Source organism: Bradyrhizobium sp. STM 3561 (genome assembly GCF_045571455.1).
Lineage (GTDB): Bacteria > Pseudomonadota > Alphaproteobacteria > Rhizobiales > Xanthobacteraceae > Bradyrhizobium > Bradyrhizobium vignae.
In genome coordinates this window covers 7,527,248-7,545,385 of record NZ_CP120695.1, presented here as the reverse complement: position 1 = coordinate 7,545,385, position 18,138 = coordinate 7,527,248, and the positions used below count along the sequence as shown (strand labels likewise).

The following is an 18,138-nucleotide window of genomic DNA, read 5'->3' as shown; positions in this document are numbered from 1 at the left end:
CTCAGCCAAAATTCTTCTGGATCGCCCTGTCGAGCGTCTCGCCGCCAACGAAACGCTGGCGCAGCTCACGCTTGAGCAGCTTGCCGCTCGGGTTCTTCGGCAGGCTATCCACGAAGATGACGCGCTTGGGCACCTTGAAATGCGCCATCTGGCCGGCGCAGTGCTTGATCACGGTGTCTTCGTCCAGCGTTTCGCCGCTCTTGACCACGACGATCGCGGTCACCGCCTCGATCCAGCGCGGATCAGGCAGGCCGACGACGGCGACTTCGGAGACGGCGGGGATGCGGTAGACCATCTCCTCGACCTCGCGGCTCGCGACGTTCTCGCCACCGGTCTTGATCATGTCCTTGACGCGGTCGACCACGGTGATGTGGCCCTCCTCGTCGACGGTGGCGAGATCGCCGGAGTGAAACCAGCCGCCGGAGAAGGCCGCCGCGGTCTTCATGGGATCGTTGTAATAGCCGGACAGCAGGTGCGGCGAACGGTGCACGATCTCGCCGACCTCGCCGATCTTCACGTCCTCCATCGCCGTGTTGACCACGCGCGTCTCGACATTGAGAACGGGCTTGCCGGCCGAACCGGCCTTGCGCAGCTGATCCTCCGGCCGCAGCACGGTCGCGAGCGGCGCGATCTCGGTCTGGCCGTAGAAATTCCAGAACTTGACGTTGGGTAGGCGGCGCTGCAGCTCGAGCAGCACCTCCACCGGCATGATCGAGGCTCCGTAATAGCCTTTCTGCAAGGTGGACAGATCGGTCTTGTCGAAGTTCGGCGAGCGCAGCATCGCGATCCAGATCGTCGGCGGCGCGAAGAACGAGGTGATCTTGTGTGCCTGGATCAGCGCCAGAATGTTGTCGGCCGTCGGCTTGCCCGTGATCACGCCGGAGGCACCGAGATAGATTTGCGGTCCCAGGAACACATCGAGCTGGGCGCAGTGATACAGCGGCAGCGCGTGCAGGAACTTGTCCTCCACGCTCATGCCGCCATCGATGATGCAGCTGACATACTGCCACATCACGGCTTCATGGGTCAGCATCGCGCCCTTGGGCAGTGATTCCGTGCCGCTGGTGTAGACGATCTGCGCGAGATCGCGGCTGTCGACGGAAGCGTCCAGGAAGGAGCCGTCGGCGTCGAGGAGATCGTCGAAGGTGGTGAGGCCCGCAGGCGCCGTGGCCGGATCCTCGCCGGGCAGCCAGATCATCTTCTCGACCGCGCAATCCTTGGCGCTGGCCGCGCGTCCGGGCTCGACGAAATCGGGTCCGGTCGCGAGCAGCTTGGCGCCGGAGCTCTTCAGGATGAAATTGATCTCGTCCGGATTGAGCATGAAGTTGATCGGCACCAGCACCGCGCCGATCCGCGCCACGGTGAAGCGTAGCGCGGCGAAGGCGTGCGAATTGCGCGAGAGCACGGCGAGGCGGTCGCCCTTCCTGACGCCGAGTCCCAGCAGGCCGCGGCCGAGCCGGTTGCAGATCGCATCCATCTCGGCAAAGCTCCAGCCGACATTGCCGCAGCTCACCGCGAGCTTGTTCGGCTCCCGGCCCGCCGAGCGGCGCAGGAGATCGCCGATGGAATGCTCGCGCGCTTTCGAGATGCTGGCTGCGGTGTCGCCGGTCATGTCCTTCCCCCTGAATCTTTACCCTGCGTGAATGGTGGCCTGAGCATCCGCCGGCCCACCGCATTCAAGCGTTTTGTGTTTGCGCAAACGTAGTCGGCACGATTGGCTGCGTCAAATTAGCCGGCCCGCGCGGCGCCAGCACGCAAGAATTGACACTCCGGAGCAGCAAATCTGGATTCGTGCACCAACTATAATATCAGGGGGAATACCATGTGCCGGACTATGTTCGCCGCATTTGCGGCCGCACTCGCTGCGTTTGCCATCTGCCCTTCTCATGCCCAGCAGGCGCCGCTCAAGATCGGGGTGCTCTCCGACTTCTCATCCGTCTATTCCGACATCGGCGGCATGGGGAACGTCGAGGCCACCAAAATGGCGATTGAGGATTTTGGCGGTCAGATGTTCGGCAAGCCGATCGAGATGATCAGTGCCGACGTGCTCAACAAGCCCGACGTCGCCTCCACCATCGCCCGCAAATGGTGGGAGACCGAAGGCGTCGACATGATCATCGACCTGCCGACCTCGGCCACTGCGCTCGCGGTGATGGAGCTGTCGAGGCAGTACGAGAAGATCATGATCGTGACGGATGCGGCGAGCTCCGATATCACCGGAAAATCCTGCTCGCCCTACACCGCGCATTGGACCTACGACACCTATGCCAACGCGCACACGGTCGGCAGCGCCATCGTCAAGAATGGCGGCGATACCTGGTTCTTCCTCACCGCCGATTACGTGTTCGGCCATTCGGTCGAGCGCGACACAGGTGACGTCGTGAAGGCCTCCGGCGGCAAGGTGCTGGGCAGCGTCAAGCATCCGCTCAACACGGCGGATTTCTCCTCGTTCCTGCTTCAGGCCCAGGCGTCCAAGGCCAAGATCATCGGCCTGGCGAATGGCGGCGGCGACACTATCAACGCGATCAAGCAGGCCGGCGAGTTCGGTATCGTCGCCGGCGGCCAGAACCTGGCTGCGATCGTGATGTTCATCTCCGACGTGCACAGCCTTGGCTTAAAGCTGGCGCAAGGCCTGATCATCACCGAGGCCTATTACTGGGACCTCAACGACAAGACCCGCGCCTTCGGCAAGCGCTTCCTGGAGCGCGTCAAGCGCATGCCGACCATGAATCAGGCCGCGACCTACAGTGCAACGCTACACTACCTCAAGGCCGTGCAGGCCGCCGGCACCAAGGACACAAAGACGGTGATGGCCAAGATGCGCGCGCTGCCGGTAAGGGATGCCTTCACCGATAACGGCGTGCTGCGCGAGGACGGCCGCATGGTGCACAGCATGTACCTGTTCCAGGTGAAGAAGCCCGAGGAATCGAAGGGCCCGTGGGATTACTACAAGCTTCTCGCCGAAGTCCCGGCCGACCAGGCGTTCCGGCCGCTGAAGGATGGCGGCTGCCCGCTCGTGAAGTGAGGCTCGCGGGGACGTACAACCGGTCGATCGGCCTCAATTCGCTCGCAGCGGCGCTGAGGTCGGCCGCAGCAGCATCGCGGACCGGCCCGAGGCAGAGTCAGGTGAACTCGTCGCCGCTCGCCAGCATCGCGCTCAGCATCGCTTCGGCCTTGTGCTTCAGCGGCAGCGCGCCGCTGTCGGAGGCGAGCGCGATGGCGGCGCGCAGAGCGACAAAGATAGCGGCCTTGTTCGCCGCATCCGATGGCGGGGTCACGATGGCTTCGCCGAACAGGGCTTCGGCCTCGAGGCCCGAAAACCCCTGCTGACAGGCGGTGTTGCGGGCCTCGCGCAGCATGTTCTGCGCGGCCCTGATATCGCCGAGGCGGTGGGTGACGAGCGCGAGATAGATCGAGCTGCGCAGCACCGCCGAGGTATAGCCGACCGCCCTCGCCTCCTCGCGCGCCTCGGTCAGCATGCCGCGCGCCCGCTCCAACAGCCCCTGCTCCAGATAGGCGATGCCGAGATGGCAGGCGAGCACCGGCACGAACAGCCGGATGCCGTGCTTCTGCGCCAGGACAAAACCGTCTTCGAGAATGGCGGCGGCCGCCGCCGGATCGTTCTGCCCGAGCTTCAGCCAACCGCCGCTATAGGCGGCGGCGACGCGGTCGTAGGGGCGGCCGGTCTCCTCGGCGATCGTGGCGGCTTCGCGCTGGAGCTGCTCGGCGGCGTCGAGCTGGCCCATGACGGTGTGGGTGAAGCTCTTCATCATGCAGCAGAGGAGGAGTGTGTATTTCGGGGGCGTGGCGAAAGGCGCACTCGCTTCCATCCCCAAGAGATGAGTACGGGCCCGTGCGAAGGTCTGCTCTGCCTCGCGATAGCGCCCGGCAAGAAAGTACGCTTGGCCGAGATTGTATAGTGCGAGGTTGCGCCACCCCGGATTACCTGTTTCCTCGGCAAGACCAACAACTTCCTCACCGAGAGCAACAGCTTCGGTGGGCGTCCCGTAGAAGTTCTGCCCGCCGGCCATGACTGTCATGGCGGCAACCTTCCTACCGACGTCTTCGATCTCGTTGGCCCTGCGGTCGGCCTCCTTTCCCAGCTCGACCCACTCGGCAATCCGGCCGGACCAGATGAAAGCCATGCGCGCTTCCATCCGAAGATCGATGGCATTCATCTCGCGCGAACGCGTCATCGGGGTTTTGTCGAGCGCACTCATCGCCGTCTGGAAATAGTCGACCGCATCAGCATATGCCGAACGCAAAAGACACTTTTGTGCGGCGCTTCTCCCGTAGCTGAACGCCTTCGGCCAGTCCTTGGCACGTACCGCATGGTAACTGAGTGAGTCGGGATCATCTCTCCACGTACCGTCGCTCTCGAAAGCCGCAAGAACGCGCGCATGTATGCTCTCGCGCACCTTTTCGACCATCGATTCATACGTAACTTGGCGGACCATTTCATGCCGAAACTCAAGCGAGTTCTCGAGGTCGCTATCGATCCGAACGAGAAGCTCAGCGCGGTCGAGCGCCGCAAGGCAATCTTGGAAGGCGCTTTCAGGCAACTCCGAGACCTTCTGCACGACCGCTTCGTTCGATCGCGGCCCCAATGCGGCAGCCACTTGCAAGACGAGGCGCTCCTGCCTCGACACGCGATCCAGCCGCGCTGCAATCACGCCTTGGATGCTCGCGGGGATACCCAGCTCTTCAATCGGCCGAACGAGAGCCAGATCGCCCCACTGACCGCGCAGCGTACCGTTATCTTTCAGGCCCCGGCAGACCTCCTCGATGAATAGCGGGACGTTTGCCGTGTGGGAAATGATCCGGTTCTTCAAGTCGCCATTTGTCGCTGATGTGCCAAGCATGTCGGTCAGCATCGCCAATCCTGAATCATCGTCCAATGGACGCATCGCAATGACCTCGGCACGACAACGCGCGATCCATTCCGGCATTCCGTTCGGTCGGCTCGTCAGGAACACGAACAGATTGGGAGTCTGGAGCGACGCAATCGCCGCAATAACGTTGTCGCTGGCTCGATCGACCCAGTGTAAGTCCTCTATGAGCAGAATGGCGCTCTTTCCACGGACCACGCTTTCCACGATCGCGCAACTTGCCTCGGAAATCGCGCGACCACGCGCGTAAGGCTCCAGTTCGCTCCAGCGCGGATCGGAAATGGGCAAATCCAGCACTGCATCGATTGCAAGCCGATGCACCGCCGACAAATCCTCTCGAGGATCTCCACGGCGAGCGCAGTCCTTTGCGACGGCCTCGAGAATAGAAAGCACCAGACGCTTCAAGGTGCTGAATGGCGCCCCCTGAAGGTTAGGGCTGCATTCGGCGTCGACCAGCAGCCAACCATCGGTCCGAAGATCCTGCACAAACTCGTGTGCAAGCCGCGATTTTCCAATGCCGGCGTCGCCCATCAGCAGAACGGTCTGCCGACTCGTCGGAACCCTTTCCGCGGCACGCCAGAGCAGCGCCCGCTCCATCGTGCGATCAACGAACCGGGAAACGCTACGCGCACGCCGCACCCGCCAACTCGAAAGATCGCTCGCTCCAACAATGCGATACACAGGCAGGGCTTCGCTGAAGCCACGCAGGCTCTTGCGACCAAGAAAATCAAAGCGGACGTGCCCGTCTGCTAGCTTCTGGCAGGCTTCCGACACATAGATCTGGTTTGCCTCAGCCGCCGACTCCAGCCGCGCGGCCAAATGCTGGGCTGCGCCACCAATCTCATAAACCTTGGAAAACTCGCTGGAGACCATGTAGGCCACCACATGGCCCGAGTGGAGGCCGACGCGGACCTGAAGTCCGGGATCGCCAAGGCTGCCTACACGCCGGACCAGCTCGATGGCCGCGTGGCAGGCCAAGGGTGCATGGTTGTCGTCGGCGATCGGGGCGCCAAAGACCGCCGCCAGCCCGTCCCCCAACTCCTTGCTGACAATTCCGCCAAACTGACGTACCGCGGCCCTCATCGCTGCCAGCGCCGGCTCGAGGCGCGAGACGGCCTCCTCCGGCTCCAATTCGGCAACAAGACCCGTGGAATCCACGACATCAGCTCGCAGGATCGTCACAAAACGACGTTCGCTATCGGGATCGACCTGCTTGCGCACTGCGGCCCCGCATTTGGAGCACCAGCTATCGTCCGGATCGATCGCCGACTGACATGCGAAGCAATGCATCCCTGCGCCTCAAGGGTCGCGGTTCTTCTGTCGATCAGAATCCACCTGCAACTTTCGACAACAATACCTATCAAGAACCGCTTAGCAATCGCGCTCGCTCCTCAGTCAGCGGGCACGGTGCGGTTGGCGATCTGGACGAAGCACAGTCCTGAGTGGTAGCGTAAACAATCCCAGCAAAGATGGGGCACATTTTCGACGGCGTGAGGTCGGCCAGACTGATCAGCGTTGCCGGAGTTGTATGTATATTCGCAAAGCCAAGGAAATATTGAGGGAAAGGCGATGGGCTCGAGAACTTACACCGGGGCTTCATTCAAGGATTTGATGAACGATAATTATTTCCCGCTGGAAAACATGCAGCGGAGCGTGGACATTCTGAAGGCGTCGCCGGATATTCATCTGCCGACCCTCGAGTATGGTCAATACCACCTGATCCTGACGCCGGCCGACAGATGGCCGGATGGGAGCGCTGCGTATTGGCACAAGGAGAAGGGCCGGGCTCGCGTCGATCTCAGCACCCAGCCGAACTGCACGCCGCTCTCCAACGACGAGCCCGGCGTCATTCCGCTGACTCGCTGCGATCTGCTCGATGCCAGCGTCCGCAAATGCTTCAACTCCGAGCCGCCGATCCCGATGAAGACGAACATCATCACGCATGCAGCCAGCGATGCGTTTGCGCACCGACACGAGATCCGGCTCAAGTGGGAATATGCCAACGGCGAGGACAAGGCGCCAACCCTGCTCTATCTGACGATGGTCTGCCCGTACAGGGACTGATCTTTCGCCGTCTTCGGCTTTGATCAAGGGTCACAGCAATCGCATCTCGCACGCTCCGGGCCCCACGGAGTAAAGACGCCGCCGTCAGCTCCGTGTCGGTCAAGCGCTGTCGCCACAACCGCATCGTTGAATGGTGAGCTCGCTGCTCTTGATCGGTGCTGTCGACGTGCGGCCCTTGATCTTGGGACCCTCGAAGACGTGGGTCGGCTGGAACGCCGCGCAATTCTGCGGAGTTCGTCGAGGGCGGAAAGACGATCAAGTTTCAGCCTGATCGCTTGGTGTGCGGGGAAGCACCCCCGAAGCTGGTCGGGACCGAAAGGCAATCAGGGACTTTTGAGAGCGGCCGAATCTAAAACGGAAATGGCCCGCTTCGCGCGGGCCATTTCCGTATCGGGGCGGCGCAAATACCAATACCGGCATTCGCTTCAAGTTGCGATCAGATCGAGGCACCTCCCGCGTCACGAACGCAGTGAACCTCCTTCAAGCCATTGATCTTTCGCAATCGCTCCCGGATCGAACGAAAACGTCAGATCGCGCGACAGAGGTGCATGGTTAGATTTGATGATCCCAATGATTTGCCTGAAGAGGATGATCCTCTGGACCGCACGGTGCGCCTGCCGCCCAACGACTGCTCGCTGGCCAGGACGGTGCAGCAGGGCCGCGACATGATGTTCGCGCAGCTCGCTGGCGTCGACATGACCGAAGCGAACTTTTACTGGGCGATGTTTCACGATGCGGTGCTCGAAGGCGCCATTTTGGCGCGTTGCGATCTGCGCGGCGCGACCTTCAATGACGCCAATCTGCGCCGAGCCGACCTTCGCGGTGCCAATTGTGGGCTCGACAATCTAGGCGGTTCGACCGATTTCATTGGAGCTGATCTGTCAGGTGCCGACTTGCGTCAGGCCAATATCGGCGGTGCGGATTTCACCAACGCGAAGTTGGTCGGCGCCGATCTTTCCGGTGCCAATGCCGTCAGCGAGTTGCCTAACTGGCGTCTCACATGGTTCAGGGGCGCCGATTTGACGGGTGTACGTCTTGCCGGGGCAAGGCTGAGCGGCGCGACATACGATGATCGCACTGTCTTTCCCCGCGGGTTCAATCCGAACGAGGCCGGAATGATTCTATTCATCGGCAGATAGATGAATGTGGTGGATGTAACCGCCTTCGGGAATTGCGGGAGCTGCACATTCGACTGAGCGACCAGAAGTCCGCACCGCTGCAACGTCTCGCCGAGCCGAGCCTGCCGACGAGGCCAAACGGCCCTGCAATAATCTCCGCCCAAACAAAAAATGGCCCGCATCAAGCGGGCCATTTTCGCATCGGATCCGGTGAAATCCGAATTTGGTTGCGGGGATAGGATTTGAACCTATGACCTTCAGGTTATGAGCCTGACGAGCTACCGGGCTGCTCCACCCCGCGTTAAACACTTGCGCGCCTTCGCCAAAATGCCGGGACGGTCGGTTGAGGCCGGCGCTGTTCGCGCAGCTTGCTTCTTCCGTCCCAAAGGCTTCCTTGGAAGGCAACCCGGGGGCAGTGCCCGTCGGGTGCGGGGCGTATGTATCAAGGCGAGGTGCCTTTGGAAAGGGCTGCGGGAACGTTTTTTTCGACTTTATGACAGGGAGATGGACGGATTTCGGCTCCGTTCCGCGCGCTCTTGCCAGAAGTTCCACAAAGGGCCAGCTTGCGGCAACAAGATTAAGGCTGGAACGCCGGTCGAGGGAGGAAAGCCGTGGACAAATCCCTGACGACCGCCCCGCTGCGGACGCTGGAGGAGGCCTTGCACGCCATGATCGTGCGGTCGCGGAGCGAGCCGGCGCCGGACCTTGCCGAGCGGCTCGACCGGCTGGCGCGGCTGCGCAGCGTCGTCGCCGACAATGAAGAGCGCTTCCGGCAGGCGATCTCGGCCGATTTCGGCCACCGCTCGGCGGTCGAGACCACCATCGCCGAGATCATGCTGGTGTTCTCCGAGATCCGGCATGCGACAAAGCACCTCAAGACCTGGATGACGCCGCAGCGCGTCGCCACCGCGCTGCAACTCCTGCCCGCACGCAACCGGCTGATGCCACAGCCGCTCGGCGTCGTCGGCATCATCGCGCCCTGGAATTACCCGCTCCAGCTCACGCTCGCGCCCGCGATCGGCGCCATTGCCGCCGGCAACCGGGTCATCATCAAGCCGAGCGAGCTGGTCCCGCACTTCGCGGCGCTGCTGAAAGAGGCGGTCGGGGAGAAGTTCGATGCCGCGGAGGTGCTGGTCACCGGCGTCGAGGACGAGATCGCCACGGGCTTTGCGGGCCTGCCATTCGACCATCTCATGTTTACCGGCTCGACGCGGGTCGGTCGGCTGGTCGCGGAGGCCGCGGGGCGCAACCTGACGCCCGTTACGCTCGAGCTCGGCGGCAAGTCGCCTGCGATCATCGACGCCTCGGCCGATCTCGACGAGGCAGCCGAGCGCATCGCCTACGGCAAGCTGCTCAATGCCGGACAGACCTGCATCGCGCCGGATTATGTGCTGGTGCCGGAGCGCTCGTTGCAGGCCTTGGCCGAGAAAGTGCGCGCGCAGATGCGGCGCATGTTCGGCACCGATCCCTCAAATGAGGACTACACCTCCATCGTTTCCGACCGGCATTATGCCCGGCTCGAAGGCCTGGTCGCGGACGCGGCGCAGCGTGGCGCAAAAATCCTGCAACCGGCAAAGCCCGATGATCCCAACTGGAAGGCGCATCGCAAATTCCCGCCGACGCTGATCCTTGGTGCGACCGAGGCGATGGCGGTGATGCAGGAGGAGATCTTTGGGCCCGTGCTGCCGGTGCTCGGCACTCGCGATGCGGCGGAAGGCGATCGCCTTCGTCAACGCCCGCGACCGGCCGCTGGCGCTGTACTGGTTCGGCAAGGAACGCAGCGCGCGCGATGAGGTGCTGGCGCGCACCGTCTCGGGAGGCGTCACGATCAACGATTGCCTGTTTCACTTCACGCAAATCAACCAGCCGATGGGCGGCGTCGGCGCCTCCGGCAGCGGCGTCTATCACGGCGAATGGGGCTTTAGGACGTTCAGCAAGCTGAAGCCGGTGTTCTATCGCTCCAAGTTCAACCGCCTCGCCGATCTCTATCCGCCCTACGGCGGCAAGATCGCGCGGCTGGAGAAGTTGATGCGGCTCATGTCGTAGATCGTCAAACACCGTCATTGCGAGCCGACGGGTCTGCGATGGAGACGCCGGCGCTGCGCGCGCTGCCAACTTGATCCTGTGGTTATGGGTCCCGGCCTTCGCCGGGACGACACCTGAGTGAATCGCGCTTCTCCGGGACGATGGAGAAAATCAATTCAGCAGGAACCCGCCGTCCACCGTCACCACGCTCCCCGTCATGTAGCGCGACGCCTTCGATGCCAGCAGCAGGATCGCGCCGTCGAGATCGGACTCGGCGCCGACGCGGCGCTGCGGGATGCGTTTGGCGAGGCGCTCGCCTGCCGGCGTCGACCAGAACGCGTGGTTCATCTCCGTGTCGATATAGCCCGGCGCGAGCGCGTTGATGCGGATGTTCTGCCCGGCGAGCTCCAGCGCCATCGCCTTGGTCGCCTGAATGATGCCGGCCTTGGAGATCGCGTAAGGCGAGACAGCCTTCAAGACGCCGGTGCCGAGCACGGAGGCGATGTTGACGATGTTGCCTGACTGCTTGCGCGCGATCATGCGGCGGGCGATCTCGGTCGCGAGGAAATAGGCGCCCTTGAGATTGGCGCCGATCACGGCATCCCAATCGGCCTCGGTCTGCTCGGTCGCGAGCTTCTCGATGGCGATGCCGGCATTGTTGATCAGCACCGTGACGGCACCGAGCGCCGCTTCCGCCGCATCGACGGCCTTCGCGATCGAGGCCGTGTCGGTGACATCGAGCGCGACCGCAGCCGCGCGGCCGCCCTTGCCGCGGATCTCCTCCTCCAAGCTATTCAGCTTGTCAGTCTGCCGCGCGGCAAGCGCGACGGCCGCGCCATGCGCCGCCAGCACCCGGGCAAACTGCCGGCCCAGCCCCTGGCTCGCGCCCGTGACGAGGATGGTTTCTTGACTGACGTCGAATAGGTCTGACATTGGCGATAACCCTTCGCTTTTGGAGCCATCAGTACAGACGATTTTAACGATCTGAAACCGGAATGATCGGTTCGGCGTTCATTCGTCAGGCAGGGCTTTCGCTCATGAACAGTTTCGATCTCGCGGTCTATGCCGTGCTCGCCGTCGCGGTCGGCTTCGGCTTCAGGACCGGTCTGCTGCGCAGCGGCATGACCATTCTCGCCTATCTCCTCGCCGCGCCGGTCGCGGTGGCGCTGATGCCGATGATCGCACCGCAAATCGCCGCCAATCCAAACTCGCCGCTGCTGCAGAACTGGATCTGGTTCTTCGCCATCTTCGTGGTGGTCGGCATGCTGTTCGGCCATATGGGCCGCATCGCGCTGAACGACACCATCGGCGAGGCCGGCATCGGCGACCGGCTCGGCGGCGCCGCGCTCGGCGCCATCAGGGTCGGCCTCGTGGCCACAACCCTGGTGCTGGTGTTCGACCAGATCGTGCCGGCCAACCGGCAGCCGCAGTTCCTCGCCGGCTCGCATCTGCGGCCGCTGTTCTCGGCTGACGGCCAAATGGGATTCAAGTCGCTGCCGCCGGAGGCTGCGGCCGCGATCGACCGCCTCAAGCAGGAGCGGCGCATCTGATCAGGCGCATATGCATCGCCGCACGGAGGCGCATGCATTTTGGTGCGAGCGTCTCTCTTATCAGAGGCGTCACAGTTGGCTAGAGTGCGTCCCGTCCAAAACCTGCCTGACATTTACGGGAGTGAAACAGTGGATCTTGGGATCAAAGGTCGCCGCGCCATCGTCTGCGCATCCAGCAAAGGCCTCGGGCGCGCCTGCGCCATCTCGCTGGCGGAGGCCGGCGTTCATGTCACGCTGACCGCGCGCGGCGCCGAGGCCCTGAAGAAGACGGCTGACGAGATCCGCAAGGCCTATCCCGATGTGACGGTCACCGAGATAGTCGGCGACATCACGACGCCGGCCGGCCGCGAGGCGGTGCTGAAGGCCTGCCCCGAGCCCGACATCCTGATCAACAATGCCGGCGGCCCGCCGCCCGGCGATTTCCGCAACTGGACCCGCGACGACTGGATCAAGGCGATCGACGCCAACATGCTGACGCCGATCGAGCTGATCAAGGCGACGGTCGACGGCATGATGGCGCGCAAGTTCGGCCGCATCGTCAACATCACCTCGGCCGCGGTGAAGGCGCCGATCGACATCCTGGGCCTCTCCAACGGCGCGCGCGCCGGCCTCACCGGTTTCATCGCCGGCCTCTCGCGCAAGACGGTGATCAACAACGTCACCATCAACGGCCTGTTGCCGGGCCCGTTCGAGACCGATCGGCTCACCGGCACCGCGAAGGCCGAAGCTGACAAGCGCGGCGTCAGCCCTGAGCAGATCCTGGCCGAGCGCGCCAAGCTCAACCCCGCCGGCCGCTTCGGCCAGCCCGACGAGTTCGGCTACGCCTGCGCCTTCCTGTGCGGCGCCAAGGCCGGCTTCATCACCGGGCAGAACATTCTGCTGGATGGTGGTGCGTTCCCGGGCACGCTGTAGTCGGCACCGCAGGTGTGCTCCCGCGCCGCATTCTTAAGGGGCGCGGCGATGGGCTCGCAAGCGACACGACATGATATTGGTCACCGCCGCTTCGTCGATTCGTCCTCGTCCCGCGCGCTGGGATCGGAGGAATCGGCGGTGAGGCGCTCGCCGGTCCAGTCGATGCCGAATTCGTCGAGCCCATTGGCGAGCAGGTCGCCCAGCATCGGCTCGCCAAGCAGATAGTGCACCGTTTCGCGACGCGGGCTGCGATACTCCCCTCGCGCCTCGACGGCGCGGGCCCGCAGATCGTCCCAATCCTCGATCGTGCCGTCGCCGCGACCGAGCCAGGTCAGCGCGACGAGATCGAGCTGCTCGTCCTCATTCAAAGCGATCATGAAGCTTCCGAGTTCTTGGATGACGGGGTCGGAGCCATCGTCATCGAGGACATCGACCGCATCGTCATCGCTCGGGTTGGAGCCGGAATCCGGATCGGAGCCCGCCTCCTTGACGTCAAATTCGCGTGCCTTCTCGATGATGAAGGCGACCTTGTCGGCGGATATTGCAAGCTCTGGCATGGCTCCTCCTCCGGTTCCCGCGATAACGCCGCATTGCGCCAGATGATCCATTGCCTTGATGGCGGAAAGCCGCATCTTTCGGCGCCAAAGCAAGAACACGGGAAGGTGCCGGATGCGGTGGAAGGTTGGCAGGGTCAAAATCACCAAAGTTGTGGAATTGGAGACGGTCGGCTCGACCCGCTTCATTCTGCCGCTCGCGAGCAACGAGGAAATCCGCAAGCTGCCCTGGTTGATCCCGCATTTCGCAACTGAAGAAGGCCGGCTGAAAATGTCGATCCATTCGCTGGTGGTGGAGACGCCCGGCAGGCGTATCGTGGTCGATACCGGCCTAGGCAACGACAAGCAGGGGCGCAACGTCCCGACCTGGAACAACCGCAGCACGCCATTTCTGGAGACGATGACGGCGGCCGGCTTTCCGCCCGACAGCATCGATACCGTGCTGTGCACGCATCTTCACGTCGATCACGTCGGCTGGAACACGAGATGGTCCGGCGGCAAATGGGTGCCGACTTTCCCGACGGCGCGCTACGTTTTCGGCAAGACCGAATACGAATACTGGCGCGACCATTCGACGGAGCCGGACAAGCAGGCCGTGTTCGGCGATTCCGTGCAGCCGATCGTCGATGCTGACAGGGCCGATTTGATTCCGAGCGACCACCGGCTCTGTGAGGAGATCAGCGTTGTCCCGACCCCGGGCCACAGCCCCGGCCACATGAGTGTCCTGATCCAGTCTGAGGGCGAACAGGGCCTGCTCACCGGCGATGTCGCCCATCATCCCTGCCAGATGGCGCATCTCGACTGGTCCTCGACCGCCGATTCCGACCGGGCGCAGTCTGCCAAGACGCGGGCAGCGCTGTTCGGCCGCTTCGCCGACACGCCGACGCTGGTGATCGGCGGGCATTTCGCGGCCGGGCACATCCGGCGCGACGGGGACGCGTTCAGGTTTGTGGCGCTGGCGTAGGTCTCATGCCCTGGACGCTGCGCAGCACGAAGTGATGCGCTGCTGAGCCGGGGTCCATACCGCGCCAAATCGGGCACAAGTGATCTGGATCCCGGCTCTGCGGAGCAGCGTTGCACGCTGCACCGCGTCCGGGACACGATCGCACCCATCGAATCCAGAAGCCTGCAATGCGGCCCGTTATGAGCGGTTGAATTTCCTGCCGCCCTGTTCCATGAAGCTATTAACCGATCGGTCCAATCTCCAGGGAGAAACGAGAATGAAGCTTGTTCGTTATGGCGAGAAGGGTGCGGAAAAACCCGGCCTGATCGACAGATCCGGCCAGTTGCGCGACCTGTCGGCGCATGTGAAGGACCTCACCGGCGAGGCCTATTCGCCTGAGTCCCTGAAGAAGCTGGCGGCACTCGATCCCGCCTCGCTGCCCTCCGTCTCCGGCAAGCCGCGGCTCGGTGCGCCCGTCACCGGCATCTCCAAATTCGTGGCGATCGGCCTCAATTACAGCGACCATGCCAAGGAGACGGGCGCAGAGATCCCGAGCGAGCCGATCATCTTCATGAAAGCCAACACCTCGCTGTCCGGCCCGAACGATCCGGTCGAGAAGCCGCGTGGCTCGACCAAGCTCGACTGGGAGGTCGAGATCGCCGCCATCATCGGCACCCGTGCGAAGTACGTCTCGGAAGCCGATGCGCTCAACCATGTCGCCGGCTATTGCGTCTGCAACGACGTCTCCGAGCGCGCATTCCAGATCGAGCGCCTGGGCCAGTGGACCAAGGGCAAGTCGCACGACACGTTCGGGCCACTCGGGCCGTGGCTCGCCACCAAGGACGAGATCAAGGACGTGCAGAACCTGTCGATGTGGCTCGACGTCAATGGCCAGCGCCGCCAGACCGGCTCGACCAAGACCATGATCTTCTCCATGGCCAAGTGCATCTCCTATGTGTCGCAGTTCATGACGCTGCTGCCCGGCGATATCATCACGACGGGCACCCCGCCCGGCGTCGGCCTCGGCATGAAGCCGCCGACCTTCCTCAATGTCGGCGATGTCGTCACGCTCGGCATCGAGGGCCTCGGCGAGCAGCGCCAGGAGATCGTGGCGGCGTAGGCCGCACGCGCATCACACTCCGTCGTCATGCCCGGGCTTGACCCGGGCATCCACGTCTCGCAGTCTGACCACACCGCGACGCGTGGATGGCCGGGTCAAGCCCGGCCATGACGGAGGAGACACCGTTCGCAAAAGATCGATTGCAGGGAATAGTCCTCATGAAACTCACCTTCTCCCCCGCCTCGCCCTTTGCGCGCAAGGTGCGGATCGCCGCGATCGAGCTCGGGCTGATCGACAAGATCGAGCTCGTGCCGGCCACCGTCGCGCCGGGCACCGCCAACGAGGACTATTCGCGCATCACGCCGCTGAAGAAGCTGCCGGTGTTGATCACAAACGACGGCGACGTGATCTTGGACTCCTATGTCATCGTCGAATATCTCAACGAGCTGGCCGGCGGCAGCCTGGTCCCGGACTACGGCCCGCGGCGCTGGAAGGCCAAGACCAACCACTCGCTGATCAACGGCATGCTCGATTCCATGCTGCTGTGCCGCTACGAGAAGATGGTGCGGCCGCAGGGCCTGCAATGGCAGGCCTGGTCGGACGATCATTGGAACAGGGCCTGGACCGGCATGGCGCGCTTCGAGAACATGCCGGAGGTGCTGAACGGCCCGTTCGACATCTCGCAGATCGGCCTCGTTTGCGTGCTCGGCTATGCCGACTTCCGCTTCGCCGATTGCGGCTGGCGCAAGGCCTATCCCAAGCTCGACGCCTTCCACCAGAAGATGCTGGAGCGGCCCTCCATGAAGATTTCGGTGCCGCCTCCGGCGTAGTCGCAGGAGTTCTCATGAGCCTCACATACTCGGTCGGCGATCTCACCATCCATCGTGTCATCGAGCAGGAAACCTCGTTCGTCCCGGCGCTTGAGATGCTGCCGGGGCTGACGGGCGAAGTGCTGGCCGAGAACCGGGCATGGATGCGCGAAGCGAAGGCGCTGGACCAGCAGGATGTGCTGCTGCTGTGCTTCCAGTCCTATGTGGTGAAGACGCCGCACCACACCATTTTGATCGACAGCTGCATCGGCAACGACAAGCCGCGGCCGCAGCGGCCGAAATGGAACATGAAGACCGACGACACGTATTTGCGTGCTCTCAACGCCGCGGGGTTCTCGGTCGATGACATCGACTTCGTGATGTGCACGCATCTGCATGTCGATCACGTCGGCTGGAACACGCGGCTGGAGAACGGTCGCTGGGTCCCGACCTTCCCGAAGGCGCGCTACATCTTCGCGAAGCAGGAGTTCGATCACTGGTCCGCACAGAATGCGAAGGCGGAGATCCCCCCTTTCGCCGATAGCGTGCTGCCGGTCGTGGAGGCGGGACGCCATGAGCTCGTCGGCAACGACCATGCGATCGGCGACCACGTCCGCATCCTGCCGACGCCGGGCCACACGCCCGGTCACGTCGCCTTCACGATGGGCCGCGGCAAGGACGACGCGGTATTCTCCGGCGATCTCATGCATTCGCCGTTGCAGACGCACTATCCGGAGCTCTCGATCAAGTTCGACGTCGATCCGGACGCGGCGGCGAAAACGCGCCGCAGCTTCCTGGAGCGCTATTGCGACAGCGACACGCTGTGCTGCACCGCGCATTTCCCCTCGCCGTCGGTCGGCAAGATCAGGCGCAAGGGCAACGGGTTCGTCTGCGTGGCGGTTTAAGGCGACCTTACTTTTCGGTCATGCCCGGGCTTGTCCCGGGCATCCACGTTCTTACAATCGATGGCGACGAAGGACGTGGATGGCCGGAACAAGCCCGGCCATGACGAGGAAGCAATCATGGCCGATCTGCCCGACATTCCCCTTCCCGCCGGCATCCGCTCGCGTTATGTCGACGACATCAACGGCCTGCGCATGCATGTGCTCGAGGCCGGCTTCGAAACCAGGGACCGTCCCTGCGTCCTGCTGCTGCACGGCTTTCCCGAGCTCGCCTTCTCCTGGCGCAAGGTGATGTCGGCGCTGGCCGCCGCCGGCTACCACGTGCTCGCGCCCGACCAGCGCGGCTATGGCCGCACCACCGGATGGTCCGCGGACTATGACGGTGATCTTACGCCGTTCTCGCTTCCGAACCTCGTGCGCGACGCGCTTTCACTGGTGTCAGCGTTCGGTTACAGGCAGGTCGACCTGGCCGGTCATGATTTCGGCAGCCCGGTCGCGGCGTGGTGTGCGCTGATAAGGCCGGATGTGTTTCGCTCGGTGACGCTGATGAGCGCGCCGTTCGGCGGCGCGCCGCCATTGCCGTTCGACACGGTCGATGGCCCGCGCAAGCCTGCGCTCGAAGATCCCGTGCATCGCGAGCTCGCCGCGCTGCCGCGGCCGCGAAAACACTATCAATGGTACTACTCGACGCGCGAGGCGAACGCCGACATGCACCGGGCGCCGCAGGGCGTGCATGATTTCCTGCGCGCCTATTATCATCACAAGAGCGCGGACTGGGCCGACAATAAGCCTTATCCGCTGAAGTCGTGGTCGGCGGACGAGCTCGCAAAGCTGCCGACCTATTACGTGATGGACCTCGGCGAGACCATGGCCGAGACCGTCGCCAAGGAAATGCCGTCGCCGGCCGCGGTCGCCGCCAACCAATGGCTGCCGGACAGCGATCTCGCCTATTACAGCGCCGAATACAGCCGCACCGGATTCCAGGGCGGGCTGCAATGGTATCGCTACGGCACGTCGGGCATGCTCAACAACGAGATGCAGCTGTTCTCGGGCCGCAGCATCGACGTGCCCTCCTGCTTCATCTCGGGCAAGCAGGATTGGGGCACTTACCAGCGTCCCGGCGTGTTCGAGACGATGCAGGGGCGCGCGTGCACGAAGATGCTCGGCTGCCATCTCGTCGACGGCGCCGGCCATTGGGTGCAGCAGGAACAGCCGGCCGAGGTGAGCCGGTTGCTGCTCGACTTTCTCGCAAAGGCCGGCACGGCCTGATTTGACCCGGAAACGGTGGCGTCCTATATAGTTTAGAATAATT

At 63.3% G+C, this 18,138-nt stretch carries 14 protein-coding genes, 1 tRNA gene and 1 pseudogene; 11 read left to right on the top strand and 5 right to left on the bottom strand.

Annotated elements, in window-relative coordinates:
* Position 1: 1 nt before the first annotated feature.
* Positions 2–1,612 (bottom strand): acyl-CoA synthetase, encoded by a 1,611-nt coding sequence (locus P6U28_RS35740; protein ID WP_122405827.1) that lies wholly within the window; start codon positions 1,610–1,612, stop codon positions 2–4.
* Between the two features lie 222 nt (positions 1,613–1,834).
* Here P6U28_RS35740 and P6U28_RS35735 point away from each other — a divergent pair, with 222 nt between their 5' ends.
* The gene (locus P6U28_RS35735; RefSeq protein ID WP_407123143.1) at positions 1,835–3,025 is read left to right on the top strand and encodes an ABC transporter substrate-binding protein; all 1,191 of its coding nucleotides are present in this window, start codon (positions 1,835–1,837) and stop codon (positions 3,023–3,025) included.
* A 97-nt stretch (positions 3,026–3,122) separates the two neighbouring features.
* Here P6U28_RS35735 and P6U28_RS35730 read toward each other — a convergent pair whose 3' ends face one another.
* Positions 3,123–6,179, bottom strand: a complete 3,057-nt coding sequence (locus P6U28_RS35730) for an adenylate/guanylate cyclase domain-containing protein (RefSeq protein ID WP_122405829.1) — start codon at positions 6,177–6,179, stop codon at positions 3,123–3,125.
* Between the two features lie 279 nt (positions 6,180–6,458).
* On the opposite strand from P6U28_RS35730, the gene P6U28_RS35725 reads away from it, so the two are divergent.
* Positions 6,459–6,953, top strand: coding sequence for a hypothetical protein (locus P6U28_RS35725; RefSeq protein ID WP_122405830.1), 495 nt, complete (start codon positions 6,459–6,461; stop codon positions 6,951–6,953).
* Positions 6,954–7,441: 488 nt separating this feature from the next.
* Positions 7,442–8,092, top strand: coding sequence for a pentapeptide repeat-containing protein (locus P6U28_RS35720; protein WP_145987096.1), 651 nt, complete (start codon positions 7,442–7,444; stop codon positions 8,090–8,092).
* A 203-nt stretch (positions 8,093–8,295) separates the two neighbouring features.
* Here P6U28_RS35720 and P6U28_RS35715 read toward each other — a convergent pair.
* A tRNA-Met gene (locus tag P6U28_RS35715) sits at positions 8,296–8,372 on the bottom strand.
* 367 nt (positions 8,373–8,739) lie between these two features.
* On the opposite strand from P6U28_RS35715, the pseudogene P6U28_RS35710 reads away from it, so the two are divergent.
* Positions 8,740–10,117: pseudogene (locus P6U28_RS35710) on the top strand (coniferyl aldehyde dehydrogenase).
* Between the two features lie 150 nt (positions 10,118–10,267).
* On the opposite strand, the gene P6U28_RS35705 reads toward P6U28_RS35710, so the two are convergent.
* Positions 10,268–11,029, bottom strand: a complete 762-nt coding sequence (locus P6U28_RS35705; protein ID WP_122405832.1) for an SDR family oxidoreductase — start codon at positions 11,027–11,029, stop codon at positions 10,268–10,270.
* 104 nt (positions 11,030–11,133) lie between these two features.
* On the opposite strand from P6U28_RS35705, the gene P6U28_RS35700 reads away from it, so the two are divergent.
* Positions 11,134–11,646 (top strand): CvpA family protein, encoded by a 513-nt coding sequence (locus P6U28_RS35700; protein ID WP_122406949.1) that lies wholly within the window; start codon positions 11,134–11,136, stop codon positions 11,644–11,646.
* Positions 11,647–11,775: 129 nt separating this feature from the next.
* Positions 11,776–12,558, top strand: a complete 783-nt coding sequence (locus tag P6U28_RS35695) for an SDR family oxidoreductase (protein WP_122405833.1) — start codon at positions 11,776–11,778, stop codon at positions 12,556–12,558.
* A gap of 80 nt (positions 12,559–12,638) precedes the next feature.
* Here the strand turns inward: P6U28_RS35695 and P6U28_RS35690 are convergent, their stop codons facing one another.
* Positions 12,639–13,115: a DUF3775 domain-containing protein gene (locus P6U28_RS35690; RefSeq protein WP_122405834.1), complete on the bottom strand. Its 477-nt coding sequence runs from the start codon at positions 13,113–13,115 to the stop codon at positions 12,639–12,641.
* 112 nt (positions 13,116–13,227) lie between these two features.
* Here P6U28_RS35690 and P6U28_RS35685 point away from each other — a divergent pair, with 112 nt between their 5' ends.
* The 5 genes from P6U28_RS35685 to P6U28_RS35665 all read left to right on the top strand — a co-directional run bounded on the left by P6U28_RS35685 (position 13,228) and on the right by P6U28_RS35665 (position 18,095).
* Positions 13,228–14,076 carry an MBL fold metallo-hydrolase gene (locus tag P6U28_RS35685; RefSeq protein ID WP_162500467.1) on the top strand — a complete coding sequence of 283 codons (849 nt, stop codon included), beginning with the start codon at positions 13,228–13,230 and terminating at the stop codon, positions 14,074–14,076.
* A 256-nt stretch (positions 14,077–14,332) separates the two neighbouring features.
* Positions 14,333–15,175 carry a fumarylacetoacetate hydrolase family protein gene (locus P6U28_RS35680; protein ID WP_122405836.1) on the top strand — a complete coding sequence of 281 codons (843 nt, stop codon included), beginning with the start codon at positions 14,333–14,335 and terminating at the stop codon, positions 15,173–15,175.
* Positions 15,176–15,333: 158 nt separating this feature from the next.
* The gene (locus P6U28_RS35675; protein WP_122405837.1) at positions 15,334–15,945 is read left to right on the top strand and encodes a glutathione S-transferase family protein; all 612 of its coding nucleotides are present in this window, start codon (positions 15,334–15,336) and stop codon (positions 15,943–15,945) included.
* A 14-nt stretch (positions 15,946–15,959) separates the two neighbouring features.
* Entirely contained in the window at positions 15,960–16,829 is an 870-nt protein-coding gene (locus P6U28_RS35670; RefSeq protein ID WP_122405838.1) for an MBL fold metallo-hydrolase, read from the top strand.
* A gap of 117 nt (positions 16,830–16,946) precedes the next feature.
* A complete protein-coding gene (locus P6U28_RS35665; protein WP_407120691.1) occupies positions 16,947–18,095 on the top strand; it encodes an alpha/beta fold hydrolase in 1,149 nt (382 codons plus the stop codon).
* The last annotated feature ends 43 nt before the right edge of the window (positions 18,096–18,138 follow it).